At 53.3% G+C, this 26,783-nt stretch carries 23 protein-coding genes, 2 tRNA genes and 1 pseudogene; 9 read left to right on the forward strand and 17 right to left on the reverse strand.

The window, feature by feature from the left end; all coding sequences use genetic code 11:
* Nucleotides 1-2 precede the first annotated feature (2 nt).
* Together dhaM and dhaL are read right to left on the reverse strand one after the other, a co-directional pair.
* Nucleotides 3-923: a dihydroxyacetone kinase phosphoryl donor subunit DhaM gene (gene dhaM / locus A9753_RS05170; RefSeq protein WP_067781388.1), complete on the reverse strand. Its 921-nt coding sequence runs from the start codon at nt 921-923 to the stop codon at nt 3-5.
* Nucleotides 920-1,657, reverse strand: coding sequence for a dihydroxyacetone kinase subunit DhaL (gene dhaL, locus A9753_RS05175; protein ID WP_067781391.1), 738 nt, complete (start codon nt 1,655-1,657; stop codon nt 920-922). Before dhaL ends, dhaM begins: the two co-directional genes overlap by 4 nt.
* A 236-nt stretch (nt 1,658-1,893) precedes the next feature.
* Between dhaL and A9753_RS05180 the strand changes: the two genes are divergently transcribed.
* Nucleotides 1,894-3,123 (forward strand): hypothetical protein, encoded by a 1,230-nt coding sequence (locus A9753_RS05180; RefSeq protein WP_067781395.1) that lies wholly within the window; start codon nt 1,894-1,896, stop codon nt 3,121-3,123.
* Nucleotides 3,124-3,516: 393 nt separating this feature from the next.
* Here the strand turns inward: A9753_RS05180 and A9753_RS05185 are convergent, their stop codons facing one another.
* The 8 genes from A9753_RS05185 to A9753_RS05220 form a co-directional block, all read right to left on the reverse strand.
* Nucleotides 3,517-5,352, reverse strand: coding sequence for a bifunctional folylpolyglutamate synthase/dihydrofolate synthase (locus A9753_RS05185; protein ID WP_067781399.1), 1,836 nt, complete (start codon nt 5,350-5,352; stop codon nt 3,517-3,519).
* Nucleotides 5,352-8,699 (reverse strand): isoleucine--tRNA ligase, encoded by a 3,348-nt coding sequence (gene ileS / locus A9753_RS05190; RefSeq protein ID WP_245637374.1) that lies wholly within the window; start codon nt 8,697-8,699, stop codon nt 5,352-5,354. The genes A9753_RS05185 and ileS overlap by 1 nt, the downstream gene beginning before the upstream one ends.
* A 571-nt stretch (nt 8,700-9,270) precedes the next feature.
* Entirely contained in the window at nt 9,271-9,612 is a 342-nt protein-coding gene (locus tag A9753_RS05195) for a chorismate mutase (protein WP_067781406.1), read from the reverse strand.
* 37 nt (nt 9,613-9,649) lie between these two features.
* Nucleotides 9,650-10,942: an ATP-dependent Clp protease ATP-binding subunit ClpX gene (clpX, locus tag A9753_RS05200; protein WP_067781409.1), complete on the reverse strand. Its 1,293-nt coding sequence runs from the start codon at nt 10,940-10,942 to the stop codon at nt 9,650-9,652.
* 300 nt (nt 10,943-11,242) lie between these two features.
* Nucleotides 11,243-11,908 (reverse strand): ATP-dependent Clp protease proteolytic subunit, encoded by a 666-nt coding sequence (locus A9753_RS05205; RefSeq protein WP_067781413.1) that lies wholly within the window; start codon nt 11,906-11,908, stop codon nt 11,243-11,245.
* Entirely contained in the window at nt 11,908-12,516 is a 609-nt protein-coding gene (locus tag A9753_RS05210) for an ATP-dependent Clp protease proteolytic subunit (RefSeq protein WP_067782244.1), read from the reverse strand. The genes A9753_RS05205 and A9753_RS05210 overlap by 1 nt, the downstream gene beginning before the upstream one ends.
* A gap of 224 nt (nt 12,517-12,740) precedes the next feature.
* Nucleotides 12,741-14,105 (reverse strand): trigger factor, encoded by a 1,365-nt coding sequence (gene tig / locus A9753_RS05215; protein ID WP_067781415.1) that lies wholly within the window; start codon nt 14,103-14,105, stop codon nt 12,741-12,743.
* 298 nt (nt 14,106-14,403) lie between these two features.
* Nucleotides 14,404-14,694, reverse strand: coding sequence for a hypothetical protein (locus tag A9753_RS05220; RefSeq protein WP_067781418.1), 291 nt, complete (start codon nt 14,692-14,694; stop codon nt 14,404-14,406).
* Nucleotides 14,695-14,814: 120 nt separating this feature from the next.
* On the opposite strand from A9753_RS05220, the gene A9753_RS05225 reads away from it, so the two are divergent.
* Nucleotides 14,815-14,888 (forward strand) — tRNA-Gly (locus A9753_RS05225).
* A 325-nt stretch (nt 14,889-15,213) separates the two neighbouring features.
* Here the strand turns inward: A9753_RS05225 and A9753_RS09795 are convergent.
* The 3 genes and pseudogenes from A9753_RS09795 to A9753_RS10175 all read right to left on the reverse strand — a co-directional run bounded on the left by A9753_RS09795 (nt 15,214) and on the right by A9753_RS10175 (nt 17,527).
* Nucleotides 15,214-15,453: a hypothetical protein gene (locus A9753_RS09795; protein WP_067781421.1), complete on the reverse strand. Its 240-nt coding sequence runs from the start codon at nt 15,451-15,453 to the stop codon at nt 15,214-15,216.
* On the reverse strand, nt 15,450-15,866 hold the full coding sequence (locus A9753_RS09800) for a TNT domain-containing protein (protein ID WP_067781424.1): 417 nt from the start codon (nt 15,864-15,866) through the stop codon (nt 15,450-15,452). Before A9753_RS09800 ends, A9753_RS09795 begins: the two co-directional genes overlap by 4 nt.
* A gap of 441 nt (nt 15,867-16,307) precedes the next feature.
* Nucleotides 16,308-17,527: pseudogene (locus A9753_RS10175) on the reverse strand (IS3 family transposase).
* Between A9753_RS10175 and A9753_RS09640 the strand changes: the two are divergent.
* The 3 genes from A9753_RS09640 to A9753_RS09810 all read left to right on the forward strand — a co-directional run bounded on the left by A9753_RS09640 (nt 17,445) and on the right by A9753_RS09810 (nt 19,427).
* Nucleotides 17,445-17,861: a hypothetical protein gene (locus A9753_RS09640; protein WP_141673322.1), complete on the forward strand. Its 417-nt coding sequence runs from the start codon at nt 17,445-17,447 to the stop codon at nt 17,859-17,861. The pseudogene A9753_RS10175 and the gene A9753_RS09640 sit on opposite strands and share 83 nt — an antisense overlap.
* Nucleotides 17,851-18,606, forward strand: coding sequence for a hypothetical protein (locus tag A9753_RS05245; protein WP_067781427.1), 756 nt, complete (start codon nt 17,851-17,853; stop codon nt 18,604-18,606). The genes A9753_RS09640 and A9753_RS05245 overlap by 11 nt, the downstream gene beginning before the upstream one ends.
* 539 nt (nt 18,607-19,145) lie before the next feature.
* Nucleotides 19,146-19,427 carry a hypothetical protein gene (locus A9753_RS09810; RefSeq protein WP_067781430.1) on the forward strand — a complete coding sequence of 94 codons (282 nt, stop codon included), beginning with the start codon at nt 19,146-19,148 and terminating at the stop codon, nt 19,425-19,427.
* 320 nt (nt 19,428-19,747) lie between these two features.
* On the opposite strand, the gene A9753_RS05255 is transcribed toward A9753_RS09810, so the two are convergent.
* A complete protein-coding gene (locus A9753_RS05255) occupies nt 19,748-20,203 on the reverse strand; it encodes a hypothetical protein (protein WP_067781433.1) in 456 nt (151 codons plus the stop codon).
* Nucleotides 20,204-20,382: 179 nt separating this feature from the next.
* Between A9753_RS05255 and A9753_RS05260 the strand changes: the two genes are divergently transcribed.
* On the forward strand, nt 20,383-20,964 hold the full coding sequence (locus tag A9753_RS05260) for a hypothetical protein (protein ID WP_141673326.1): 582 nt from the start codon (nt 20,383-20,385) through the stop codon (nt 20,962-20,964).
* A gap of 366 nt (nt 20,965-21,330) precedes the next feature.
* On the opposite strand, the gene A9753_RS05265 is transcribed toward A9753_RS05260, so the two are convergent.
* Together A9753_RS05265 and A9753_RS05270 are read right to left on the reverse strand one after the other, a co-directional pair.
* Entirely contained in the window at nt 21,331-21,783 is a 453-nt protein-coding gene (locus A9753_RS05265; RefSeq protein ID WP_067781440.1) for a Dps family protein, read from the reverse strand.
* A 143-nt stretch (nt 21,784-21,926) separates the two neighbouring features.
* Nucleotides 21,927-22,349 (reverse strand): hypothetical protein, encoded by a 423-nt coding sequence (locus tag A9753_RS05270; protein ID WP_176702743.1) that lies wholly within the window; start codon nt 22,347-22,349, stop codon nt 21,927-21,929.
* 66 nt (nt 22,350-22,415) lie between these two features.
* On the opposite strand from A9753_RS05270, the gene pgi reads away from it, so the two are divergent.
* Together pgi and tgt are read left to right on the forward strand one after the other, a co-directional pair.
* The gene (gene pgi / locus A9753_RS05275; RefSeq protein WP_067781447.1) at nt 22,416-24,092 is read left to right on the forward strand and encodes a glucose-6-phosphate isomerase; all 1,677 of its coding nucleotides are present in this window, start codon (nt 22,416-22,418) and stop codon (nt 24,090-24,092) included.
* Nucleotides 24,093-24,352: 260 nt separating this feature from the next.
* Nucleotides 24,353-25,624 (forward strand): tRNA guanosine(34) transglycosylase Tgt, encoded by a 1,272-nt coding sequence (gene tgt, locus A9753_RS05280; protein WP_067781450.1) that lies wholly within the window; start codon nt 24,353-24,355, stop codon nt 25,622-25,624.
* Between the two features lie 213 nt (nt 25,625-25,837).
* On the opposite strand, the gene A9753_RS05285 is transcribed toward tgt, so the two are convergent.
* Nucleotides 25,838-26,509 carry a queuosine precursor transporter gene (locus A9753_RS05285; RefSeq protein ID WP_245637375.1) on the reverse strand — a complete coding sequence of 224 codons (672 nt, stop codon included), beginning with the start codon at nt 26,507-26,509 and terminating at the stop codon, nt 25,838-25,840.
* A gap of 185 nt (nt 26,510-26,694) precedes the next feature.
* Here A9753_RS05285 and A9753_RS05290 point away from each other — a divergent pair.
* Nucleotides 26,695-26,771 (forward strand) — tRNA-Pro (locus tag A9753_RS05290).
* Nucleotides 26,772-26,783 lie beyond the last annotated feature (12 nt).

A 26,783-nucleotide genomic window follows, 5' to 3' on the forward strand; every position in this document is an offset into this window, starting at 1 on the left:
AATCAGGCCCTTTCGTGTGAGGTTGTCTCGTGTGAGGTAGCAAGGAGGATTTCACAGACGGCTTCTAAGGCGTCTTTTGCCTCGCGGCCATAACTGACAATGGTGACCCCCTCACCGCAGGAAACTCCCAGTCCCATGAGATCGAAAATATTGCGTGCCGAAGCACCGTTGATTTCAACACAGGCATCGTAACGATGAACAGCGTATGTGATTGCTGCGGCAACACGAGCATGGATACCGTCCGGATCTGCCACATCAACAATGCGTCGCAGCGGATGTGCTTCAGGGATAGGCAGCTGGGCAGGGGCCTGCAGGGCGTGCAGATGAACTGATACCTTACCTTCCCCACCACTAGAAGTGTGCTCTACGTTCATATCACTGCCACTGGGCGTGGTAGCCGATCGTGTCAGATCAACAGTATCGACTGGCACAGAGTTAACGGTGGCTCGTGTGACATCGTACAAACAAGAAAGCTCATGGTCGTCACTGACAGACATGCTTACTGGATTACTCCCGGCCACAAACTGGGAAGCTTGCGCTCCTGCCTGGGCGCAGGTACGCATATCATCGCCACGTTGAGCTGAGCATGCTGCTGCCATGGTGCCGCGCACAAGAGGAAGGTCCACGGCACCCACGCGAGGGTCATCAAGCATGTCGACGACGAATTCAGCACTCATCACTGCACTTCCCAAATCAGGACAGATCAGAACTTCGTGTCCTTGGTCGAGAAGTTCATCGACAACGCGCGTCAATTCATCCGCATCAGTCCCCAAACGCCCATCAACAGTTCCGCCCACGGCATACAGGGCAACAGTGGGAGCCATTCCTCGGGCAAGTTCAACAACTCCCTCCGCAAGCATCCGGGAGTGAGAAAACACCACCAGAGCAGTCAACGGGGTGCCCCGATGAACCGGTGAGGTCACGAGAGATCGCCTAGGTCAGGAAGAGAAGATAATGCTTCATGAGTCAATGCGGCGCAGGGAGCCTCATGGTCCTGGGCTGCGTGCATCGCGGCTGCGGCTTGAGCGGCACACAAAAGCATCAGAGCACTGGACTGTGCTCCGGGGTCACGGTGGTCACGGGAATCCTCACCAAGGAAAGATGCACGCCCACGCTTAGCCACCATGGCTTCAGTATCTTTGGCACCCGAGCGAGCAGCCTGTGCTGCTGCGGCGAGAACCTGGCCGGGGCAGCCTCCTTCGTCGGCTGCGCGATGTGCTGCCTGTGCAGCAGGCACCCACACATCCACCATGGTTTTGTCTCCCACTACGGCCCGGCCACGGGCGCTAATACCTTGCGCTGCGGCGTCAAGAATACGGGCAATACCGTGAGAATCGATAACGTCATTTTGCGCTTCTGCCTCACGGGCTGCGCGAAGCAATCCGGTGCCCAGAAGCGGCCCTGCTGCACCACCCACGTGACGCATGAGGGCAGCAGCGGTAATTCTTAGAACATCGGCAACGGTATGAGGAGCATCGTCAGTTTCAGCGACTGCATCAAGCTGGGCAACTGCTGCAGCGAATCCGCGATCAAGATTTTCCCCATGATCACCGTCGCCAATAGCGCGGTCAAGATCAATCAATTCGTTACGCTGCTGGGTCATCGCTTGCGCGCTGCGGCGTACCCAGTCTTGCGCCCAGGTGGAATCGAGCTCCATGGAGTCAGCCTTTCGCCAATGATGAGTGCTGTCAAATATGCATTCCTTAGCCCATTTTCCCATGAATTCGACGTTGAATGTACAAAACTCGTCGAAGGAAAACCATCGATTGCTCTACGCACGATGCCTGTTCAGCGCGAAAAATGAACTCACATTTTATGATAGTGGGCGTGTTGTGCACATAACAGTGCATCACTTCCCGCAATCTCCCCTGTTTCACGCATCTAAGGCCCCTCATGTTGTCTTTGCGAACCACCTCCCCCCATCGCAGTTCTCGTCTCCTGGCTACGGGCGTTTGTATGGCTGGACTCATCAGTGTGGCGGCCTGTGGACCACACAGCGAACCTGATGAATGGACCTCTACTCCAGGGACTGATAGCGCCATTGTGACACCTGCCCCGGGTCCCACTGAGAATTCGCTCGATCTGACACGGATAACTGAAAATACAGCGATTGACTTCTTTACTGCGCTCTCACGTAACGATGAGGCAGTTCTCTGGTCTGTGTCATCGCAGGATGTACGTGTAGCGCTGAATCAGCGTGTTAACACTGACGATGATTCGTACCAGAATATATCTGACTCTGAACACTCCACACTCCGCGACGCTTTTATCGCTCTTCCCCTGTCATCACTGAGTATGTCATGTCATATAGGGCAGGCTCCGGCCACAATGCCTCAGGCCAGTGTCACGTCATCAATGGCGGGATGTGACCTTCTCATCCCAGCAGATAACAGCAACAGCGCTTTTTCTTCTGACGCCCAAGATGACGCGGATCAACCTGACAAGTCATCTGACGAAAATAAGTCTGATATCAGTGATGAAGAATCCTCATCCGACTCATTAGGAGCAGACAGGTCTGACAATGCATCAGGCAAGCGCATTGTTGGTGGACTCGTTGTTACGATAACTAACGGACATGGTCAGGTTAGCGCTGCAACTTTGGCTTCTATGAACGAGTCGAGCGACGAAATTGGTATCAGTGTCCTGGGAACAGGTCCCGTCGTTCGCTCTGTCTTTGCCTCCTCCTCAGTCAACATTCCCCCCTCATGTGTGCCAGGCAACCAGGTGGCCGCTTTTAATGCGGGAGTCGCTCATATCGGTGAAGCAACCGTATGGGTTCGTGAACCGAGTACTGTTCTCGACCATGTCTACAACACCGTGACAGTCGTTCCCCTAGAGTGCCATGACAATGGATCCCCGACATTCCACACAGTCTTAGCGGCCTACGATTCACAAGGCGCATTAGTCTCCAGTATTGATCTGCGCGAGCACGGCGCAGGCAATGGCGAAGCCATTGTGACATCAATGCTGACCTCTGGCGATCAGGCTACCGTAACGTGGATGAACCAGATTGTTCCGGGTGACGACGCCGATGCCCACCTTGCGTACTCTGGTCAGGCAACCACAACCATTACCTGGGATGGCACTACGCTCACGATGCATCCGGTGCAGTATTCTCAATAGTCCTCTCCCGAGCTAACAGCCACAACAGATCCCTTTGGGGCTTCTCCCCCCTGTGTCGATGCCCTACGCCATCAACTGAAGTAACTGTCACAATGGATTGCCTTGAGTCTCTCCCTGGGGTGAAAAACCAAAGAAAAAGCCATCGTCATATTCAACAGCGACACGATGGCGAGGGACAAGAATTTCGGGTCAACGTGAAGTCTCAAAGAAGAGATTGCCGGGCAAGGGGCGAACATCAGTTCAACTCCCCCTTGCCCGACAATCAGCGTCAGGTGGAATCTCGCGGCGCAGGGCGAACATCAGTTCAACTCCCCTCTGCCCGACAATGGACTAACTCCTTGCCACCTTATCTATACTCGTGTCGATCACAGATGAAGGGGCGCAAGAAGATATTTAAGCCTTGCCGAAGAGTTGGCGCGCCTGTGCAGCAAGAACCACTGACCCCACAACCAGCACACCCGAAGATGGCAAAGGATCGTCATGGTTTTCAGCGGCAGCTGCAGCCTTTTCGATGCCATCGAGAAGAGACTCGGCACAGTCCACACGATCAGAACCAAAAACCTCACGAGCCACAGTTGCCAACTCATCAACATCCATTGCACGAGGTGAGTCAATAGGGACACACACCACTGACTGGCACATTGGTTCAAGTCCAGCGAAGATACCTTCCACATCCTTATCTGCCATGGCACCTACCACGGCGACCAGATGACTGAAATGGAAAACTTCTTCCATGCCCGCACGAAGAGCCTCAATGCCATGAGGATTATGAGCAGCGTCCACAACAACTGTCGGTGAGGAGCGAAGGACTTCCATCCGACCAGGACTGGTAACGCTGGAGAAACCATTCTCAACGACCTGACCCGGGATAGGACGTCCCGCAAACAAAGCTTCGCAAGCCGCGAGCGCCAGAAGCGCATTATGAGCTTGATGTTCGCCATGAAGAGGAAGGAATATATCCTCATATACCGCAGCGGCAGTCTTGAGGGTGACAAGTTGCCCGCCTACCGCCAACTGGCGATCAAGCACCTGGAGTTCACCCTCTGGACGGGTAACAGAAGCGGAACTAAACCATTCATCATCGCTGGTACGTTCGGCGTCAGTAGCAACTTCGGCACGTAGTAGTGCTCCCGTTTCTTCGACAGCTGCCAGGATAGGAGCCCACGCTTCGGGGCGTTGTGATGAGACCACCACGCTAGAGGCCGGTTTGATAATTCCTGCCTTTTCGGTAGCGATCTCTTCGATGGTTTCACCCAACCACATGGAGTGGTCCAAACCGATCGGTGTTATGACTTCCACGTCCCCAGGGACCACATTGGTGGCGTCCCACCGGCCTCCCATTCCCACCTCGATGATGGCCACATCAACGGGGTAGTCAGCAAAAGTAGCAAGAGCCATACAAGTGAGGATTTCAAAGAAACTCATCCGCACTCCCCCATTGGCCAATGACTGTTCGTCAACCATGGCGATATAGGGAGCTACATCCTCCCAAGCAGCAATGAAAGCTTCTTCACTGATGGGTTCTCCGTCCAGCGCGATACGCTCACGAATGGTGGACAGGTGAGGGGAGGTGAATCGTCCAGTACGCATTCCGGTGGCGCGCAAGAGCGATTCAACCATACGTGTAGTGGATGTTTTACCGTTCGTTCCGGTTACGTGGACAACCCTGTAGGTCTGCTCGGGATGAGCCACGAGGTCCAAGAATGCTTCGATACGCTCAAGTGAGGGCTGCACCTTATGTTCAGGCGCGCGAGAGAGGATTTCCTGTTCAATAGCACGCATGCGGGCGCGGGTATCCACCTCTCGTGCTGCCTGACGCAGCAGGGCCTCATGGCTCTGAGCTGCAGATGAGTCATCCTCATCGTCATCGTTATCCCAGTCCTGCCAGTCATCAGTATCGATGTCAGAAAGTAGGGCATCAAGTGCTTCCATGCGCTGCTGTTCATCGTCACCGAGGAGTTGGCCGGCGATGAGTGCGCGAAGTGCTTCACGATCCTCATCGTCAGCCTGTTTGGCGCGTTCTTGAGCATTCATTCCTGCTTCACGGACTTCAGCAAGGCTGAGGTCGTCAGAATCTGCTGCTTCGAGATAAGGAAGCAGGGATTCATCAACACCGAAAACAGCATCAACGACTTCCTCCTCCGAGGCACCTTCGGGAATACCGAAGGCTGCACCAGAGTGCTGCTTAGGGGGCTCAGGGTGCGAGTGAGCGGTGTGCTCAGTCGTCATTAGATCTTCTCCACTGTTGCTTCGGGAGCCTTCACGTCTCCTGCGTCGACGGTGATGGCGTTAGAGCCTGTGTCCGTGCGAATCATATCGATATGACGCTCGGTCCATTCCACCTTGTCAGCCGGAACGGTGACGGTGGCGTGGATACGATCGGAGACGTGGAGGTCTGCGGCCTTACGCTCATCTTGAATGACTCGGATGATGTCACGTGCCCAGCCTTCGGCTTCGAGTTCTTCATCCAGTGCGGTATCGAGAACCACAAAGGCGCCAGAGGGGAGCATGGCTGCTGCCAGATCATCAGAGTCCACCTCGATGCGAGAGGTGACGGACACGGCGTCTCCACTGAGGACGACAGGTTGACCATCGCGTTCCACACCGGGGAAGGTCACGGAACCATCCTCGCCCACTTCCCACTGACCGGACTTGGCAGCGGCGAAAAGTTTGCTGGTCAACTGACGTACTGCGGGTTCGAAGGCACGGGGGTTGAGCATTACTTCGCGCCGTTCGCAGTAGCCTGCCTCAGTGGCGTCCATAATGCGAACGTCCTTGACGTTGACTTCATCGGCCACGAGGTCAGCGAAGGGTTTGAGGCCTTCCGCATCGGTGGTGGCGATAGTCAGGGTACGCAACGGCTGGCGGACGCGGAGTTTCTGAGCCTTACGCAGGCTCAGGGCACTGGAGACGGCGTCACGGGCCTGGTCCATAGCAGCAACGAGTTCATCGTCAGCCATAAGATCAGACAGGACGGGCCAATCGGTCAGGTGCACGGAGCGCTCACCGGTCAAGCCTCGCCAGATTTCCTCGGTGGTCAGTGGCGCGAGAGGTGCCATGACTTCCATCAGGGTCTTCAGGACAGTGGCCAGGGTATCGAAGGCAAGGGTCTGGCCGTCAACGAAGCGGGAGCGGGAGGTTCGCAGATACCAGTTGGTGAGCACATCGAGGAAGTCACGGATGGTGGCGCACGCACCAGTGACGTCGTAGTCCTCCATCTGCTGGCCAACGGTGTTGGCTAGGTCGCGGGTACGAGCCAGAATATAGCGGTCCATCACATCGAGTTCACCGTTAGCACCGAAAAGTGCGTCGTTGGTGACGTCGATTCCCTTGCTGACATATCCGGCTCCATCGTTGGCGGTTCCGGCGTAGAGGGAGAAGAAGTACCAGGTGTTCCACACGGGCAGGAGGACCTGACGCACGGTGTCACGGATAGCCTGGTCGGTTACCACAAGGTTGCCACCGCGCATGACGGGGGCAGACAGGAGGAACCAGCGCATTGCGTCAGCACCGTCGCGGTCGAGCACGGTATTGACATCAGGATAGTTGCGCAGAGACTTACTCATTTTCTGGCCATCGTCACCGAGCAGAATGCCGTGGGAGACACAGGTGGTGAAGGCCGGGCGGTCAAAAAGCGCAGTAGCTAGAACGTGAAGGGTGTAGAACCAGCCACGGGTCTGTCCAATGTATTCGACGATGAAGTCACCCGGGTAGTGGTTTTCGAACCAGTCACGATTTTCGAAGGGATAGTGCACCTGGGCGAAGGGCATGGAGCCGGATTCGAACCAGCAGTCGAGCACATCGGGAATGCGACGCATCATGGACTGGCCGGTGGGGTCATCGGGGTTGGGACGAACCAACGTATCGATGAAGGGACGATGGAGGTCCTTGATCTCAACGCCAAAGTCGGCTTCGAGTTCTGCGAAGGATCCGTAGACGTCCACGCGGGGGTATTCAGGGTTGTCACTGACCCACACGGGGATGGGTGCACCCCAGAAGCGGTTGCGGGAGATGGACCAGTCACGGGCACCAGCGAGCCAGTTACCGAAAATGCCGTCCTTGATGTGGGAAGGAACCCAGGTGATTTCCTGGTTGAGTTCCACCATACGCTCACGGATGGCAGTGACCTTGACGAACCAGGAGCTCACTGCCTTGTAGATCAGGGGCTTGCGGCAGCGCCAACAGTGGGGGTAGGAGTGCACGTAACTCTTGCGCTGAACGAGCACGGCGCGCTCAGCAGCATCAACGCGTGCAAGAGGGCCGGAGCCATCACGTAGGTCGGTGATGATGGGCTTGTTCGATTCGAAGACCTGCATGCCTTCATAATCGTGAACTTCGCTGGTAAAGCAGCCACCATCATCAACAGGAACCACGGGGTTGATGCCTGCTTCTTGGCAGACGAACATATCGTCTTCACCGAAGGCGGGGGCGATGTGGACCAGGCCGGTACCGTCGTCAACGGTGACGTAGTCGCCACCAATGATGGACCAGCCATTGGGACCGGGAGCTCCGCCTTCTGCCACGCCTTCGGGGGTGTTGAAGTAGTCGAAGATAGGGTGGTAGTGCTTGCCCACGAGTTCGGAGCCTTTGAGGGTGGCAACGACGGTGGGTTCTTCTCCGAGTTCTTTGGCGTAAGCCTCAAGGCGCGCCTGACCGAGGACTACGTTCTGACCTGCCAGAGGGCTATCAAGATCATCAGCGACGTGGACAACCACGTAATCAATGTCAGGGCCTGCGGCCACAGCGAGGTTAGAGGGCAGGGTCCAGGGAGTGGTAGTCCAGATGAGGACGAGTTCGGGAGTGGACGGAGTGGGCACGGATGCTGCTTCGTACTCCGCGGCGTCGAGGAGAGAACTAGTCAAGCGCATACCGACGGTGACGGTCTCATCCTGCTTGTCCTGATAGACGTCGTCATCCATCTTGAGTTCGTGGTTAGACAACGGGGTGCGGTCATTCCAGCAGTAAGGAAGGACACGGTAACCCTGGTAGGCCAAGCCCTTGTCATACAGACTCTTGAAGGCCCAAATCACACTCTCCATGTAGGAGGGGTCGAGGGTCTTGTAGTCATTGTCGAAGTCCACCCAACGTGCCTGGCGAGTGACGTAATCTTCCCAGACGTCGGTGTACTTCAGGACGCTGTCACGGCATTCCTGGTTGAATTTGGCAATACCGATGCCGCCAGGAGCAGTCACTTCAGAGATGTCATCAATGTGGAGGAGACGCTGTGCTTCGAGTTCTGCGGGGAGGCCATGAGTATCCCAACCGAAGCGGCGTTCAACACGGCGACCACGCTGGGTCTGAAAGCGGCCTACTGCGTCCTTAACGTAACCGGTCAGAAGGTGGCCATAGTGAGGCAGACCATTAGCAAATGGCGGGCCGTCATAGAAGACAAATTCGTTGTCCCCGTTGCGTCCAGCATCGCGGTTGTCAATGGATGCCTGGAATGTGCCGTCTTCCTGCCAGTAAGCGAGGACATCTTTTTCAATGTCAGGGAATGAGGGGTTGGCCGTCACTGGCTGGCCGTCACGATGCAGGGGGTAAAACGCCTGGCCGTTATGAGCGGGTGTGGTTGCCAAGAGGGGCACCTTCCGTGAGATCAATAATTGACAACTATCTTCACGAGGACGACGCCGTTCACACCGCTCCTTCTCATCATCTCGTTCCAGCGATACTGGGTGAGTGTGAGAGGAGGGGTGCGGCGGGCCGCGGTACCACCTCGCTTGCCCACACGTGAATAACGCGGGGCCGCTCGATTGTCAGCGATAACGGGCTGATCCCGTCGGGTTCTACTGAGAATTTTGCTCTGCTTCTCCCCTGCTCTAGCGAGCATGGGATAGAGATGAGAATGATTCTGTTCTTCCCGAAGGCTCACCGGTGATAGCCGGGTCAATGCCTATAGTGCTTGGAGTATATGGGGGCTATGTGCCGTTGGGCTAGTTCGCAGGGGTGTGACTTCTCTCAGCGAACAGTCCGACGCGAAGTCCTGGCAGTGACGGCGCGGCGAAGTGTTTTGCTCTGGCGAATTCGATCACCTCACGGTGTGAACTCACAACATCACGGTCTGAACTGACCTGATGTATATAGCAGGGGCAGGATGAGGAAACGACAGCCGTAGGAGCGTATCAGCGTCCCCAGTTCACACGGAGGTCAGTCAGCCTGAGAGTCTGACTGGGCTTCAGACTTGATGTGGTTGTGGTGACGGATGACTTCTTCGACGATAAAAGCAAAGAACTTCTCAGCGAAGACAGGGTCCAGTCCAGAGTCTTCTGCCAGTGCGCGTAGACGCTCGATCTGGGCCGCTTCACGTTGAGGGTCTGACGCGGGGAGGTCAAGTTCTGCTTTAAGTACGCCTACCTGTTGGGTGCAGCGGAAACGCTCAGCAAGCATGTGAACCAATGCAGCATCGAGATTGTCGATGGTTGCTCGATAGTGAGCGAGTTGTGGTGGGACACCAGGGGGCTGGGGTAGGCGCGCGTCAGAATGTGTCATGACACTAGCCTACTGTGACATTAGTGCGCGCGAGAACTTAGGCGCTCTTGGACCGTTGAGCACCGGTTGCAGCCAATCGTCCAGTGCCTTGATCAGTGTGAGGCTGTTCTTCACCACGGACCACGGCGCCTGAAATCACTACACGACCAATCTCCGGCCGAGAGGGAACCTCAAACATAATCGGCCCAAGGATCTCTTCCACAATGGAGGCTAGGCCACGAGCACCAGTTTCACGTTCAAGGGCGAGGCGAGCAATTTCTCGCACTGCATCGTCCGTGAATTCAAGTTCCACGCCGTCGAGAGCAAAAAGGTACTGGTACTGGGAGACTAGCGAGTTCTTGGGCTCAGTCATGACGCGAACAAGGTCATCTTCGCCGAGGTGCTCAACAGTGGCGATCACGGGGAGGCGACCAATAAACTCAGGAATCAAGCCGAACTTACGCAAGTCTTCAGGACGTACACCTGAGGAGAAGGGGTTGACTTGGTCCGTATCCAGCAAGGCCCCAAAGCCGACGATCTGTGCGCCAGTTTCCTTACGGTGACGGGCCTTGACAATATCTTCGATGCCCGCAAATGCACCGGCAGCGATGAAGAGGATGTTGGAGGTATCGATCTCCACGAATTCCTGATTCGGATGCTTGCGGCCACCGCCCGGAGGGACAGAGGCGACAGTTCCTTCGATGATTTTCAACAGTGCCTGCTGCACGCCTTCACCGGACACATCGCGGGTGATTGAAGGGTTTTCAGACTTGCGTCCAATCTTGTCGATTTCGTCGACGTAGATGATGCCACGCTGCGCACGGGTCACGTCACCGTCAGCAGCCTGGATGAGTTTGAGGAGAATGTTTTCAACGTCCTCACCCACGTAGCCGGCTTCGGTCAGAGCGGTGGCATCAACAATGGCGAAGGGGACGTCGAGCATCTTGGCCAACGTGCGGGCGAGGTGGGTTTTACCTGTGCCTGTAGGGCCAAGGAGAAGAATGTTGGACTTGCCTAGTTCCGGGGTTTCAGCGTTCTGACCCACAGTGCGTTCACGCACATGAACACGCTTGTAGTGGTTATATACAGCCACCGCCAGTGCGCGCTTAGCCTTTTCCTGACCGATCACATACTGGTTAAGAAATTCGAAGATTTCTAAAGGCTTAGGCAAAGAAACATCAGTGGCGGTGGAGGAATCAGTGAGTTCCTCGGCGATAATTTCATTGCACAGATCGATGCATTCATCGCAGATGTATACCCCAGGGCCTGCGATAAGTTTTTTGACCTGTTTCTGACTCTTGCCACAGAAGGAACACTTCAGTAGGTCCACACTCTCTGCGGTTCGGGCCACCGGTATCACTCTCCATTACTTGCATACGTGCTAGCCCCGCTAGCCTACGGCGTGAACAGCAGATGTCGGCTGAAGCAGCCCTCCCCCGGCGCGCCGTTTTCCCAATGGCCAAGAACCTGGTCTTACGAAAACAACCAGAGCAAAACGACGGTGGGGGTCCCGCTCCAAAGGAGCGGGACCCCCACCAAGGTCATGTATTACTTCAGCACTAGACAGTCATTCCCTATTGAGACAATCACCAATGCTCACCGGTACACAAAGCAAAATCATTCGCCGATTCAGTCCGTATCACCACACGTGTCAACTGGAGTGAGGTGAAGGTGGGGCCTTACGGGATTCAAGCACCTGGTCAACAATGCCGTAGTCCAGAGCCATCGGAGCGGTGAGGATGGTGTCACGCTCCAGGTCCTTATGAACACGTTGAATATCCTGGCCAGTGTGGGACGCCAAAGTGTCCTCAAGCCATGCACGCATACGATCAATTTCGTTAGCAACAATTTCGATGTCACTAGCCTGACCGCGCATTCCTTCCATGGCAGGCTGGTGGATGAGCACGCGGGCGTTAGGCAGCGCCAAACGCTTTCCAGGACTCCCAGCAGCCAAGAGCACAGCAGCAGCAGAAGCAGCCTGACCGAGGCACACCGTCTGAACCTGAGGCTTGATGTACTGCATCGTGTCGTAGATAGCGGTCAATGCAGTGAAGGAGCCACCGGGACTGTTGATATACATGGTGATCAGGCCGTCAGGATCCTGAGACTCGAGAACCAGCAACTGAGCCATGATGTCATCGGCGCTAGCGTCATCAACCTGAACCCCCATGAAGACGATGCGGTCTTCGAAGAGTTTTGCGTAGGGATCTTGACGCTTGAAGCCATAGGCAGTGCGCTCTTCAAACTGGGGAAGAACGTACCGAGCCTGGGGCATCTGACGGGCTGCTGCCTCAAAGTAGGGGGCGGTTGAACTCATCAGCGATCACCCTTCTTGTCATTAATTTCGCGAGCGCTACGAACAATGTGGTCTACAAAACCATATTCGAGCGCTTCCTGAGCGCTAAACCAATGGTCACGATCAGAGTCAGCAATGATTTCTTCCACCGTGTGTCCGGTGTTAGCTGCGGTAATTTCAGCCAGTTCATGCTTCATCTTGATGATGAGGTCAGCATTAATACGGATATCAGTTGCGCTACCACCCGCACCACCGCTGGGCTGATGCATCAGCACACGAGCATGGGGAGTGATGTAGCGCTTACCCTTGGCACCTGAAGTTAGCAGGTGCTGTCCCATGGAGGCCGCCATACCGGTGGCCACGGTGCACACGTCAGGTTCCACGTACTGCATCGTGTCATAGATGGCCATACCCGCAGTCACGGAACCACCAGGGCTGTTGATGTACAGGAAAATGTCACGCTCAGGATCTTCCGCAGCAAGAAGAAGCATCTGGGCGCAGATAGCATTCGCGTTGTCATCACGAACTTCACTGCTGAGCCAGATAATGCGTTCCTTGAGCAGGCGGTTGTAAATGGAGTCAGTCAAGCCAAGGCTTGATGCTGCGCCTTCAGATAATGCCGGACTCATACCGGCAGGGGTGTAAAGATCCACGAGTGTCCTCTCCACGGTTGATCTGTATCCAGACTAACGCGCAACCAAGATAACAACGGTACTCGACCACGCTCGTTCCGCTCATGGCGCACGAGCAAGGGGCCAGTTTTCACTGACCCCTCACTCCTACGAAAGATTGTCCGAGCCTTTAGCCTCGGCATTTTCCAGCCACACTCACTAGTGAGGTGGCCGAAAAGTGCTCACTCGGCGTCGTCAGCCTCGGTTTGAGCGGCAGCAGCCTTGGCGGCAGCCTCAACCTGCTCGACGAGCGCAGCAGCATCCTGCTCATCGGAACCGACGAAAGGTGTGAGGTCCACATCGTTGCCTGCAGAATCAGTGACCTTAACCTGGCGAAGTGCCATGGCGAGGGACTTGTTACGGGCGATCTCTGCAACAAATGCAGGGATCTGGCCTGCACGCTGTGCGCCCTGCATGAACTGGCCGGGCTCCATGCCGTACTGCTGTGCGGTCTGGAAGAGGAACTCAATGAGTTCGCCCTGCTCGACCTGAACCTCGAGGTCTTCAGCCAGAACGTCGAGCAGGATCTGCTCGCGAACACCCTTAGTCATGTCCTCTTCGAGTTCCTTGGCGGCATCTTCATCGCCGGACTTGCCGGTGGCCTGGAGGTGCTTGTCGATTTCTGCCTTAACAACATCAGAAGGAACGTCGAATTCGACCTTGCTAAGGAGTTCGTCAAGGAGGAGGTCGCGTGCGGCAACAGCCTGATCAGCGGCCTTGGTCTCACGGACCTGATCCTTGAGGGACTCACGCAGTTCAGCGATAGTGTCGAACTCGGAGGCTTCCTGAGCGAAGTCATCATCAGCCTCAGGAAGGTCACGCTGCTTGACGGCGGTAGCGGTCACGGTAACTTCTGCGTCTTCACCTTCGTGGGGGCCACCAGCGAGTTGGGTGGAGAAGGTGGCGGACTCGCCAGCTTTGAGTCCACGCAATGCGGTGTCCAGGCCTTTGAGCATGTTGCCCTTGCCGATTTCGTAGGAAATGCCGGAAGCGGAGTCAACCTCTTCGCCGTCAATTTCGGCCTTGAGGTCAATGGTGACGAAATCGCCAGTTTTAGCCTTGCGGGTGACATTCTTCAAAGAAGCGAAGCGACCACGGAGATTTTCGAGTTCTGCATCGACGTCTTCATCGGTGACCTCAACAGCGTCAACGGTGAGCTCGGTGCCTTCAACGCTAGGCAACTCGAAAACAGGGCGGACAGTGACCTCAGCAGTGAAAGAGAGATCACCACCGGCAGGGCCAACGAGGTTGGGAGCATCGGCGATTTCCACCTCAGGCTGGAGCATGGGAACACGATCCGCTTGCACCATCGCATCACGGTAAAGCTCGGGCATCATCTGGTTGATGGCGCGATCAAGTACAGCAGCACGGCCAACACGCTGATCAATAACGGGGGCAGGCACCTTGCCCTTACGGAAACCGGGCACCTGAATCTGGGAACCAATCTCCTTGTAAGCAGCATCGATGGCGGGCGCCAACGTCTCATAGGGGACCTCAACGCTCAACTTGATGCGTGTGGGGTCAAGGTTCTCAACAGTGGTCTTCACGGGGTTTACTCCAGTAATGGACGAATAGGGGCACGATGCGCTGGAGTGCGCAGCACGAAAATCGCTACGATCCGGCGGGCACCTGGACGGCGCCAATCCCCCTTATCCTAAAACACCCATGCCATTAGGGCGAAACGGCAATTCTGTGAGCTTGCCAGCGCCACAGATAAATCGGGCTCTGCTCACCACGTCAGGCCCGTTTAATTCGCCAACGCGCACCCATTAGACCCCGCCTCCCGCCTGCAGGTTCAACAGGATCTACCCGACAGGTGAAGACCGGCAGATTTTTCTCGAAAGTTCAGGAAAGAAAACGGTTCTTTCCGTGCTCCACGCACGACAGGCCACTAGCAGTTACCTGAGCAATTCCCCGCAAACTGGAGCGTGCGACATCGTGAATACTCCTGGCATGAGCATCATCGTCTCCCGTAAAACGCACAGTGAGAACAGGAACCCCTCGACGCACGGAGACATCCCAGGACTCCACCGCCGTGCACTCGCGCACCGCGTCGCACACCGTCAGATGGACCACGCCTGGAGCAACGCCTGGCTCAAGGAGACCAATAGTGAGAAAAGAGCGGTAAGACGGCATAAGGCAATTCTACGGAGCAAAGCAAACACTAACGTGACCCGTGCGACGACGACGCAAATAGACAGATCACCCATCGGCACGCTATGCTCATGCACCGATGCAGTTGTTCGCAATTGCCTCGCGAGTGTAGCTCAATGGTAGAGCCTCTGCCTTCCAAGCAGATAGTGCGGGTTCGATTCCCGTCACTCGCTCCACTTGTTGACTAATTTGGATACAAGATGAAGCCCTAGCGAAACCGCTTTCGTATGGGCATTTTCGCTTGATATCAAGGGAAAGGGCCACTTGCTCAGTCCGACGGGAATCGGTCGCTATAGTTATACTGCAGTCACCTAGTAGCGCTTAGTTCGTCGATACAAAATAAGCGACCCGGTTTGACAGGTTGGCCACTGCTTGCGTTTCGGGGTTTACAAACGCACATTTAAGACATGGTAGTCAAGATAGAAGAAGAAACTGATAGTGCAAGGTGGCTCCAGATTCGAAGTATATTAGCGAGCAATATCCGCACAGATAACCATTCATTCATAGTGTTATTTTTTCATAAAATTTGAACTGCGCTAAAAAAAAGTCGCAAGCTTCGTCTTCGGAAGAAAATTTCTTACACCACTGAATTTCTCCCCGTTCAAAATAAAATACGCAGAATAAACCGTTTTCATCCTTGTTTAGTATGAGCGCGTTTTCTTTTATACCCTCATTAATTGAATACGACTGCCTAAACTTACTGTGCAAATCTATCAAGTTCTTCAATGCTTGAATATTCATTCGATTTCCCTTAAGAAATTATAGTCTAGCAATTCTTTGACGCTCTCATTCAATCTGTACTGAATTCCTCCGCCTGGTTGCCCGAACCATGGAGCAACAATCGACTCCTCTACTTGAAATAAATTCACTACTTCATAAACATGATAGTTAGTCAGATTCGTATCTGGCGGTAAGGCCCTTTGTTCAAAAGCCACGCCTTTCGGCGACACATGTTTTCCGCCCGGAAAGCCATATCGATCTATCAATTCACCAGGCTCCAGCGTTTTTATTCTCCATTCACCCAAGGCGCCACCATTCGACGGCCAAACAGTTTCGGTAGGCTTCAAGTTTCCGAGTTCTTGCTCGGATAAGTTATTAAAAGAAAAGTGTTTCAGGTTTAGTTTTTCGGTGAATTGTGAGACTTTGCTGGTCAACTTGCTAAAATTTGCGCCTGCATATCCGGTTAAAGCGCCAACTGCACCATTGACTGTCGCGGCTTGAATATACCACGTGCCGTGTGCGGCCCGGGCGTAGTCGCGTAACCGATTACGCCCGTGGTTGAACCTTCCGCTGCTCCAGCAGCTAGCAGTGTTATTACGCCGGTAAATCCTTGTTTGCTTAAACCTAAACCGACTCCACCGCCAATGCCTCCTGCGATTCCGCTGATGGTGGCGTCTGTTGCGACTTGTCGCCAGTCTACTTTCCCGGTAGTTAAGTATTGTCCTCCAGCAGAGAAGCCTGCACCGAGAACTAAACCGACTGCGATTCCAGCCCCTATCGGACCGCCTATCAGTGCAGCTCCTGCTACCAGTCCTAATGCTGCAATGTAGGGGCCGTAATCACTGACGAAGTGATTCGTCCTGGGTTTTGTTCCGTCATTGGGTCGCTAACACCCGGGCGGTGTCATCGGCATAATACTCCTCTTCCACCTCCTGGGGTATACATAAACCAAGTTCACCGTGAAGACGCTTAGTGTTCCACCAATGAACCCAGCTCATCGTCTCATACTCCACCTCAAAAGCACTGTTCCACTACCGCGAATAAATCAACTCGGTCTTGTATAGGCCATTGACACTCTCAGCCATGGCGTTATCGTAAGAATCACCTGTTGTCCCAACAGAAAGTTTGATTCCCTGCTGTCGCAGACGCTCAGTGTAGAGATGGGATACGTACTGGCTGCCACGATCACTGTGATGCACCAACTGGCTCATGTCCCCAGTAGCACACGCTAAGGCATGATTAAGCGCCTCTAGAGGCAAAGCCTCTGTTTTCATGGAGGTACGCACAGCCACAGCCCACCCCATGATCCTGCGACTAAACACGTCCGTGACGAAAGCCGTGTACACAAACCCCGTGCGTACACGCACATAGGTAATGTCAGCCACCCACAACTGGTTAGGGCCATCAGCACGCAACTGACGCTTGACTAGATCCGGGCGATCATCCTTGCCGCCGCGAGAGAGGGTGGTTTTCACGCCCCGACCACGGATCACCCCACGAATACCAGCGATCTTCATCAAACGCGCCACCTGGTCACTTCCCAGGTGCCAGCCTTCACGACGTAGGGCTTGGGTAAGTTTGACCGCGCCGTAGACGCTGTAGTTGTCCTCATGCACCTGCTTGATCATCACGAATAGTGCGGGCGCTAGGCGGCCTGGTCTTGGCGTACTGGTAAGCACGCGAGGTGATGAACCTGCCTTTGAGGTGTTCACGTAGTGTCCGGCAAATCAACTCGACCCCGTAACGATCCTTGTGTTCATCGATAAAGCGGATCATCGTGGGCCGGGACGGGAGAGTTCTGCTGGGAAAAAGCCGATGCCGCTTTCAAAATCTCGTTGGCTCGCTGCATTTCAGACAGTTTGGCACGTAGTTCCTTCACTTCGGCAGCCAACTCGTAACAGCTCATCTCTTTGGTGGGCTGATGTGTTGCTCTGGATGCTTTGAGCTAGTTACGCAGCGTGTGGGGGTGAAACCCCAATCGTGGGGGGGGTGCCTCCCTACAGGCAGCATCGATGCTGCATTTTTCTTTGCTGATGCCTTCCTCAGCCAGACGCACTGCCTTAGCTCGCATATCAGGCGTGTATTTGCTGGTTATGTTCAGATCCTCTCAGGTCATGGATCGGAACAAAACCCAGGGCGAATCAGTTATAACAGAGTGGGGTAACCTCCCCAAAGGAAAGCAACCTCACGTTAGAGTAGTCGATGATGAACTAACATTACGCAATCTATATGACAGATGGACTTTTGGGCATCCGGAAGTGTCAGGCGCATGGGGCCCTAAATTTGAACATGTACACGGAATTGAAGATCAGATAACCCTTGGATTGCGAAAAACGTCAAAATCTGGTGGTTTGACTATAGATTTAAGCCTAATGCAAGAACTTAATGGACACATTCCAGGTAAGGCGCTAAAAGTTCATGTCAAATGATGGGGAGCAAATGTATTTTAAAGTGGCGGCACCAAATCCAGGAAGTTACCTCGAAACAATACTTATGCTGCCATCGGACTACTGGATGATTTGGGGTGGGAGCACATATGATAAAAATTCTGCAACGATAGATTCGAAGTCGATCGAGAAAAATCTATTTTATATTGCAATCATGGTTTATGGCGGTTTTGCTGAGGTAAACCATATCTACACGAAAGATTTATATACTTTAGATGCCCCGATTGATTGCGATTTAGCATTAGGTGCACTGTGTGAACAAGTAAATCTTTCCGTTAATTACTATGCAGAGTGGATGAGTACGTCACTCTGTGAACAGATAGTCGAATTATATGAACATCAGCAATCGTTACACTCTGGACTGGAAGGCGATCTTTGGCTTGCCAAAATTCTTAAAGATAATGAGATTTCTACAATAACAAACCCTAAGAAGATACCGCTACTTCATTTTAAAACAGTTGATTACCTAGAACATTGTAAGCACGGTAATGATGCAAGGTTTAACGTTGGCATAAATAAACAGTCTGAGGTAGAGGTAATAGGTCAAGTGGTTAGTGTAAATTCTTCTTGCACGCAACCCGATGGACTTTACGCTTTAGTTGATAATGTTTTTATTCTCGACGAACGTTTTGGGGTACAAGGTGAGTTGCGATATGGTGTGGTCATTAATTCACAAGAGTATGTTTTTAAGGCAGCTAGTTGGGCAATCAAATATCAAATGCAATAACTATTTAGAATAAATTGCACAAACTGTAACCTCTCCTCAGTTTTTACTGTGAGGGTATATACGGTGGTGGGATGCTGGCCGGCAAAAATGTGAATATGGTAGGACTAGTGTCCGGAGTTTCAATCGAAAAGTTTAACATGATCATTGATCATTGAGGTATTTAAACGCATCAATTCAAAAACGTTTCAAAATCTGTGAGCGAAAAGTTGTTGCCAGCCCTCAATGCCCTGGGGTTCAAAAAGAAAAGAGATTACGGGCTGATTTCCACACTTTCTATATCCGATGATTACAACGGTATGGTCAGTTTTCAATTGGCCCACCAAAGAAGAAGTGGCCTAATTTCTGCACATGTCAATCTACATCTAACATACATTCCGTTGGAAAATTTGTATGTTGAAATTTCGCAACCGCCTAAAGGGTATATTTCGTCTACCACGCTTAAACCTCTCTACCTGCTTGCTGGAATCTCAACGGTAGATCCGATTTTTGATATCTAGACAGAAGGACAAACAGATTTCAACATTGAACCGGTCGTTTCTTTGCTGGCCAGTCATTATGAAACATACTTCAAAAATGCCAATGTTCAGTACATTCATGCAGCCCTAACCCCTGCGGATTTGAGTGATGATGGGGAACCCGTCATGGGTATTGAGAGAGAAAAATATCCATTGCTGCTAGCATTGATGAGCCAACAATCTCAAGCTGTAGAGTTCATTGAAGCAGAAAAAGATCGCCATTGGGACGACCCTAATTCTCTCTACATGCAACGCTATCTAAAATTTTATCTACCACAAGCTTTTCAAAGAGTAAAAGAGATGTAGCACAGATCGGCAAACCCCGAAACGCAAGCAGTGGCCATCCCGCTCAAATGGGTCGTTTATTTCGTATCCGTACGCCACGCACCACTGAGTGATTGCGATATGACCACAGCGATCGATTCCTGTCGGACTGAGCAAATGTCCCTTTCCCTTGCTATCAGGCGAAAGAGCGCACACAAGAGCGATTTCGTCAGGGCGCTCCCATGTATCCAAATTGTCTAGAAAGCATCCACGAAAACCCCGCACCATCACCACGATGGTGCGGGATTTTTTATTTGCTGCTGGGAGTTAAAGCCCGTAAACGGCGAGGTGTAGGAGAACGCTTACAGTCCTGTTGTCACCTCGAACACAGAATCGAGAAGGTCGTTGGCGCGCTGGAGAAGTTTCTTCTCCTTGATTTTCCATGCCTTGCCCTGACTCACGCGAACCAGAGGAATTGCCGAGCGTAGTGAGGCGATCTCTTCACGCCAGCGTCCCACCTCATGTTCATCGGTGACACCCACATGCTGCTCGTCAATTGTTATATCGATCTGGCGGAGCACTTCTTCCACATTCGCAAGAACAGATTCGCGATGCCGTTCCTTGCGTTCCTGTATCGCCTTCTGCATCGTAGAGAGGCGCTCCTGCGGATTCACAGTCTCCATGACCTTGGACAGACGCTCAGGGTCAGATGCCAACGTCTTTGCATGATCAAGGGCGACAGTGGCGAGGAGGAGACCAAGCCCTTTACCTTTTCCTGACAGCATCTTGCGCGACACTCCACGAATCCCCTTCGGCATGCCGGCTCCTTTATTCCATCATTTCGATTCCCATCTATCGCTACCGTATCAACCAGACAGAGAATAGGGTTCATGTTCGGGAGTCATAGCTCTCACTCTCCTCCAACCGCACTCTTGCCCCTTTTCCCCAGATTCTTCAAAGGACTGAATTGATGAAACGTTTTCTGATCAGAATCATCGTGAGCGCAACCGTCGTACTCGCATTAGTCGTAGGCGCTTTCTACATTGGTGAAAAGGCAGGCTTTGTCACCTTTACAACGAATAGCCAGGCAACAGACACCCAGATTATTGATGCCGTACGAACGGAGAACCAGGTGGTACTAGCGAGTTTAGGGATTCAGGGAATCCGCTCGCAGGAGTCATCGGGACAATTCTTCGGATTTGAGATTCCGGGAAGTAAGAAAACACATTTTCTTCAATACAGTTACCGCGCCAAACTAGGATTCGAGGGCAAAGATGTCCAAATCGAGCAGGTCGATCCCAAACATGTGCGCATTCACGTCCCGGATTTTATTTTTATCGGCCATAGCGATGAAAAGTTCCAGACCATCGCTGAAGACAATGGCATTCTCAGTTTCGCCACGCCGGACATTGATGCTGCCGAAGTTGTCACCGCAGTGTTGAGTTCAGGCGAAATGCAGATGCAAATCGACAACAACCGTCAGATGCTTGAAGACCAAGCTAAGGATTACTACAAATCAATTATTCACGCAGTTGATCCCGATATGAATGTTGAAATCACCTTCTCGTCTCAGCACTAACATTTTTCAGTGCCGCTCCTCAAGACGAAGTTGTTAGAGTTTCTGCGAACTGACCTCTTTAATGAGTTACTTCCACGAAGCATCTGTATGCCGCGCATAGGAAACTATGCACATTCATGAGCAACGTTGAGATTCAGTTTCCCCCGACGAACGTCTCTTTATCACCGCTGGCAGATGCACCACCGGTCATCGCAGTAAGCAACCACCTTCACAAGATTTCGCACTCAACTTCAGCAGTTCTTACCGACAACACAAAAGTGTGGGGTGAGGAAAACAATGTTTTCGTCACCCCACACCTCAAGTTCAAACGGTCAACACGTCCATCGCCATTCAAGCGAGGAACTGCCAACCAGCCAAAGTCAACTGTCAGCCAAGACGACCCATCTCTGCACGAAGCATCCAAGCCGTCTTTTCAAGTTCACGAGCAGTGGAGATCAGCAGATCAGCACTGAGGTGGTCGACTTCATCAACACCGTCAATATGCTTCTTCATCTCTTCAGACACTGCCATGAGCGCGCCTTCGAAGATTTCGTAAGCATCGCTGACCTGAATGTAGCCAGAAGGCAAGGGGCTGAGGACGGCAGATTCGGCGATGGTGTTGGCGCGAGCATCAGGGCTACCGCCGATGGCGACAAGACGCTCAGCAAATTCGTCATATGAGGTGCGGGCGAAATCAACGACGGTATCGAGTTGTTCGTGGAGGGAGAGGAAGTTTTTTCCCTGCAGGTTCCAGTGCAACTGCTTGCCCTGAAGAGCAAGAGCGTTCAGATCAACAACGGCCTGCTGCATTGCTTCGGCGACTACGGGGTTCACAGTCATGATGTCCTTCTTTCACCATTGCGTTGACTCATAGGAATCTATAAGTTCAAGAACAACAACGCTCTGGATTTCTTTGTTGACACCTATATTGTAAAGACTATTACTTCATAAGTACAGTTATTATGCTAAGAGCCGATATTTGTTTAACTCTTATTAATTTTCGCATCTTCCTTAGGAAACCGGCGATCAAAATACGCACTGAGCAACATCGCTGCCCCGAAAATCCACACAAGCCGCACGATGCTTCCTGAGATGCGCGAATCGTAAAACTCCTCGGTACACAAAAAAGCGACGCCGAGAAACACTGCCAACGCGGCGTCGAGAAGAACAGGACGCACACCTAGCCCAGCAGGGATCCGTCCGCGCACTAAAAAATAAAAGCCAACCAGCGCAGCGTTACTAATCATCACCGCGCCAGGATGAATCTGCGGCCGGTCAAACACCCAGTAGGTCACAAACGCTGCGACGAACATCGACACGATAACAGTAAGAACACTGCCGGCCTTCGCATAGTTGATCCTCGCCATATAGCCAGTATAAATTCCTCTCCCCTTCGTCCGCAGCATCCTCCGAAACCAACTCCGCAGGCCCCATCAATACCCCAGGCGCGACGCTTGCCATAGAGTAGAGCCATGAGTTCTCCCATTGACCCCACTGCCACCTCCGCTTGGCAGAAGCTGTCTGATATTCATTCCACACTGTCCGGCAAATCCGGACTCCTGCGCTCTTGGTTTGCTGAGGATCCTCAGCGCGCTGAGCGCTTCACCGTTGATGCAGCCGACCTTCACGTTGACCTGTCAAAGAACCTCCTGACTAATGATGTCCGCGACGCCCTCATTGAGTTAGCTCGTGAAGTTGGTCTGGAAGATCGTCGTGACGCCATGCTGCGCGGCGAAAAAATCAACGTCACCGAGAACCGAGCAGTCCTCCACACGGCCCTCCGCCGCGAAAAAGGCGACGAAGTTCTCGTCGACGGAGAGAACGTTGTTCCCGGCGTTCACGAGGTCCTCGATTCCATGAGCGCTTTCGCCACCAAGGTTCGCAGCGGCGAATGGGTTGGCGTAACCGGCAAGAAGATCGAAACCATCATCAACATTGGTATCGGCGGATCCGACCTTGGCCCCGTCATGGTGTACGAAGCACTCAAACCCTACAAGCAGGAAGGCTTGGAGTGCCGCTTCATCTCCAACATTGACCCCACCGACGCCGCCACAAAGACCGCCGGCCTCAATCCTGAAACCACACTCGTCATCGTCGCTTCCAAAACCTTCACCACCCTGGAAACCATGACGAACGCTCGTCTGGTTCGCCAGTGGCTACTCAGCACCCTTAAAGAGCAAGGTGCACTCGAGAACGCTTCCGAAGCAGACGCCGTGACCAAGCACTTCGTGGCCGTCTCCACCGCGCTGGATAAGGTCGCAGAATTTGGTATCAACCCCGATAACGCCTTTGGCTTCTGGGACTGGGTTGGCGGTCGGTACTCCGTAGACAGTGCCATTGGTCTGTCTCTCATGATCGCTTTCGGCCCCGAACGCTTCTACGAGTTCCTCTCCGGCTTCCGCGCCATTGACGAGCACTTCGCTTCGACACCCCTCGAACAGAACGTCCCAGTCCTCATGGGCATGCTCAACGTCTGGTACGTCAATTTCTATAAGGCACACTCACACGCGGTACTCCCCTACTCTCAGTACCTTCATCGCTTCCCTGCCTACCTACAGCAGCTCACCATGGAATCCAACGGTAAGGGTGTGCGTTTCGATGGCACTCCCGTCACCTGCGACACCGGCGAGATTTTCTGGGGCGAACCCGGCACCAACGGTCAACATGCCTTCTACCAGTTAATTCACCAGGGAACGCGACTCATCCCCAGCGATTTCATTGCTTTCGCTACCCCGGCACACCCGCTAACCGACGGCGAAACCGACGTTCACGCTCTGTTCCTGTCCAACTTCTTCGCTCAGACCGCAGCTCTCGCTTTCGGCAAGACTGCCGATGAAGTCCGCGCAGAAGGAACTCCTGAGGAAATCGTTCCCGCCCGCGTATTCACTGGCGATCGTCCCACCACATCCATCATGGCTCAGGAATTGTCTCCCCGAGTCTTAGGTGAACTCATTGCCCTCTACGAGCACATTACCTTTGTTGAAGGCGTAGTGTGGGGCATCGATTCCTTCGATCAGTGGGGTGTGGAGTTGGGCAAGAAACTTGCTCTGCAGATTGCCCCTGCTGTGATGGGAGATTCTGCGGCTCTTGAATCCCAAGATTCGTCTACCGCAGCATTGGTGACCTGGTACTTAAGCCAGCGTCGTTAATGTCAACTTATGACGCGGTGATGTCTTTCGATGTCACCAACGACTAAGGGGTGGGGAGCCACGCAATAGCGGCTCCCCACCCCTCACTTATACTGTGACTGGCTATTTACGCGAGGTATAGAGGCTACGTCACCTAAGCCTCCTCATCTCCTACCTAGCCTTTAACCGCCTGACGAGCGCCACAATTTCGAATGGCAGCGCCATAGCGCTGCCATAGGAACCGTCAGCCTCGTCCTTGATGAAGTGAGTTGTTCTTCCAGATGTCGATTACTGACCACGTACCACTCCCCCAGCAGAGCACCTTCGATTTTGAAGTGACCTCAGAACTCGACAATGGGCTGGGACGCACTGGTGTGATCACCACGCCTCATGGCACAGTGGAAACCCCTGCATTCATCGCGGTAGGCACCAAAGCAACGGTTAAGGCGGTTCTGCCTGAAAGTGTCAGAGATTTAGGCGCACAAGCTACTTTGGCCAATGCTTTCCATCTCTATCTCCAGCCCGGCCCAGAAATCGTCGATGCAGCCGGCGGCCTAGGACGATTCATGAACTGGGACGGCCCCACTTTCACTGATTCCGGAGGTTTTCAGGTGATGAGTCTCGGCTCAGGATTCAAAAAAGTCCTGGCCATGGACACCACCGGCCTGCAAACAGATGACGTCCTAGCTGAGGGTAAGACCCGTCAAGCTTATGTCGATGACGACGGTGTGTGGTTCACCAGCCCTCTCGACGGTTCCAAACACCGTTTCACCCCAGAAGTCTCCCTCCAGATTCAGCACCACCTTGGTGCTGACATCATGTTTGCTTTTGATGAGTTAACAACTCTCGCACATACCCGTACCTATCAGGAGAATTCACTCGAACGTACTCGCCTGTGGGCTGAGCGGTGTCTAGCTGAGCATCGTCGTCTGAGCATCGAACGTGAGCACCGCCCTTACCAAGCATTGTTCGGCGTGATCCAGGGTGCCCAGTACGAGGATCTTCGTCGCAAAGCATGTCAAGATCTCTCCTCCATGTGCATCAACGGCCAGATGTTCGATGGTTTCGGCTTAGGCGGGGCCATTGAAAAGCAACGCTTAGGAGAAATCGTGGGCTGGTGCGCCCAGGAACTCCCCAAGGACAAGCCTCGTCACCTACTCGGCATCTCTGAGCCTGATGATCTCTTTGCCGCCTGCGAGATGGGTGCTGACACTTTCGATTGCGTCAACCCCTCCCGCGTAGCCCGCAACGCTGCTATTTATACAAATAAAGGCCGTTACAACGTCAACACGTCCAAGCACCGCAAGGCCTTCGAGCCTCTTGAAGAAGGATGTGAGTGCTATACATGCACGCATTACACGCGCGCGTATCTCCATCACTTGTTTAAGGCGAAGGAAATGCTGGCCTCGACGCTGGCCACGATCCATAACGAGTACTGGACTGTTCACCTCGTAGACTCAATTCGCCAGTCCATGAAAGAGGGCCGCTTCTACGAATTCCGCGACGAGTTCATGAACATCTACTACGCAACCGGCGGACGCCTTCAGTTCTAACGCCTGTAGCAAACAAAACTCCTCCGGTGACGCCCCTCAAGCGCGTTCCCTCCACTCCATACTGGGAAAGACACACTGGTATAAGCACTCATAAAATACGCGACGGCGAGTTCCCGAGAATCTGTCTCGGTGAACTCGCCGCTCAATGTTTCAATGCCAATCACATTGGTCCGGCGACTCTGTCCATCACAGAGGGGTGTATAACAACTGCGCTCAGAGCATCTGATACGAGGGCTCGCGCTTCTTAATCGCTGCAATCACACGAGTGGTGATCGGGATGACCGCGTACTGGGCAGCAATCTTCCACCCTGCACCCACCATGGTGTAGTTAAGGAACTGCCCAACACTCGTAATACCGATAACGGAGGCAGCAATAGAACAGAAGATCACTGTGTCGACAATTTCACCAACGCCGGTCGAGGACATCAAGCGCCGAATAAGACGTGATTCAAAGTTGCGCTTTTTCCCATGGACCATGATGAAGGAGTTTGTCATTTGTCCACCGAGAAAGCCGAGTAGTCCTGCCACCACGATGCGCCATACAGGCCCCAATGTCATTGCCATGGCCTCGTTATGAGCCAGGGACCATTCGTCGGTGAATCCGGGCAAAGAAATGAAGATCTGAAAGCAAATCACTGCCAGGAACGACATGATGAATCCGACGATGATCCCTTTTCGCGCTGCCGCAAAACCGTAAATTTCGGTGATGATGTCACCACAAATGTAGGCCAGAGGAAAAAGGAAGAAGCCGCCATCGGTGACGAATGGGCCGAGTTGGACTCCCTTAGATGCTCCAATATTGGACAGAATAACCACGACCGTCATCACGGTCAGAAGCACAGGGTAATAGCGGGAACCCGGCGAGGCGTATGCAGGTTTTTTCACGCTGTGAATGGTAACGAGCGGAGCCCAGAGAAAACTAATTAGCCTAACTTTCGTCATCGCAGTGTTGTCCGATCCCCCTCCTCCTCCCGTTTTTCTCATAGCTTCATACACTTGAGTTCGTATTTTGCTCTCTGATCTTGTACAGTGTTCTTCGCACCGCTTAACGGTGTACTCCTCGTGAGTTTCGGGGTATGGCGTAGCTTGGTAACGCGCCTGCTTTGGGAGCAGGAGATCGTGGGTTCAAATCCCGCTGCCCCGACCAATCCCATCGGTG

It is taken from the genome of Actinomyces vulturis (genome assembly GCF_001687305.1).
GTDB lineage: Bacteria > Actinomycetota > Actinomycetes > Actinomycetales > Actinomycetaceae > Actinomyces > Actinomyces vulturis.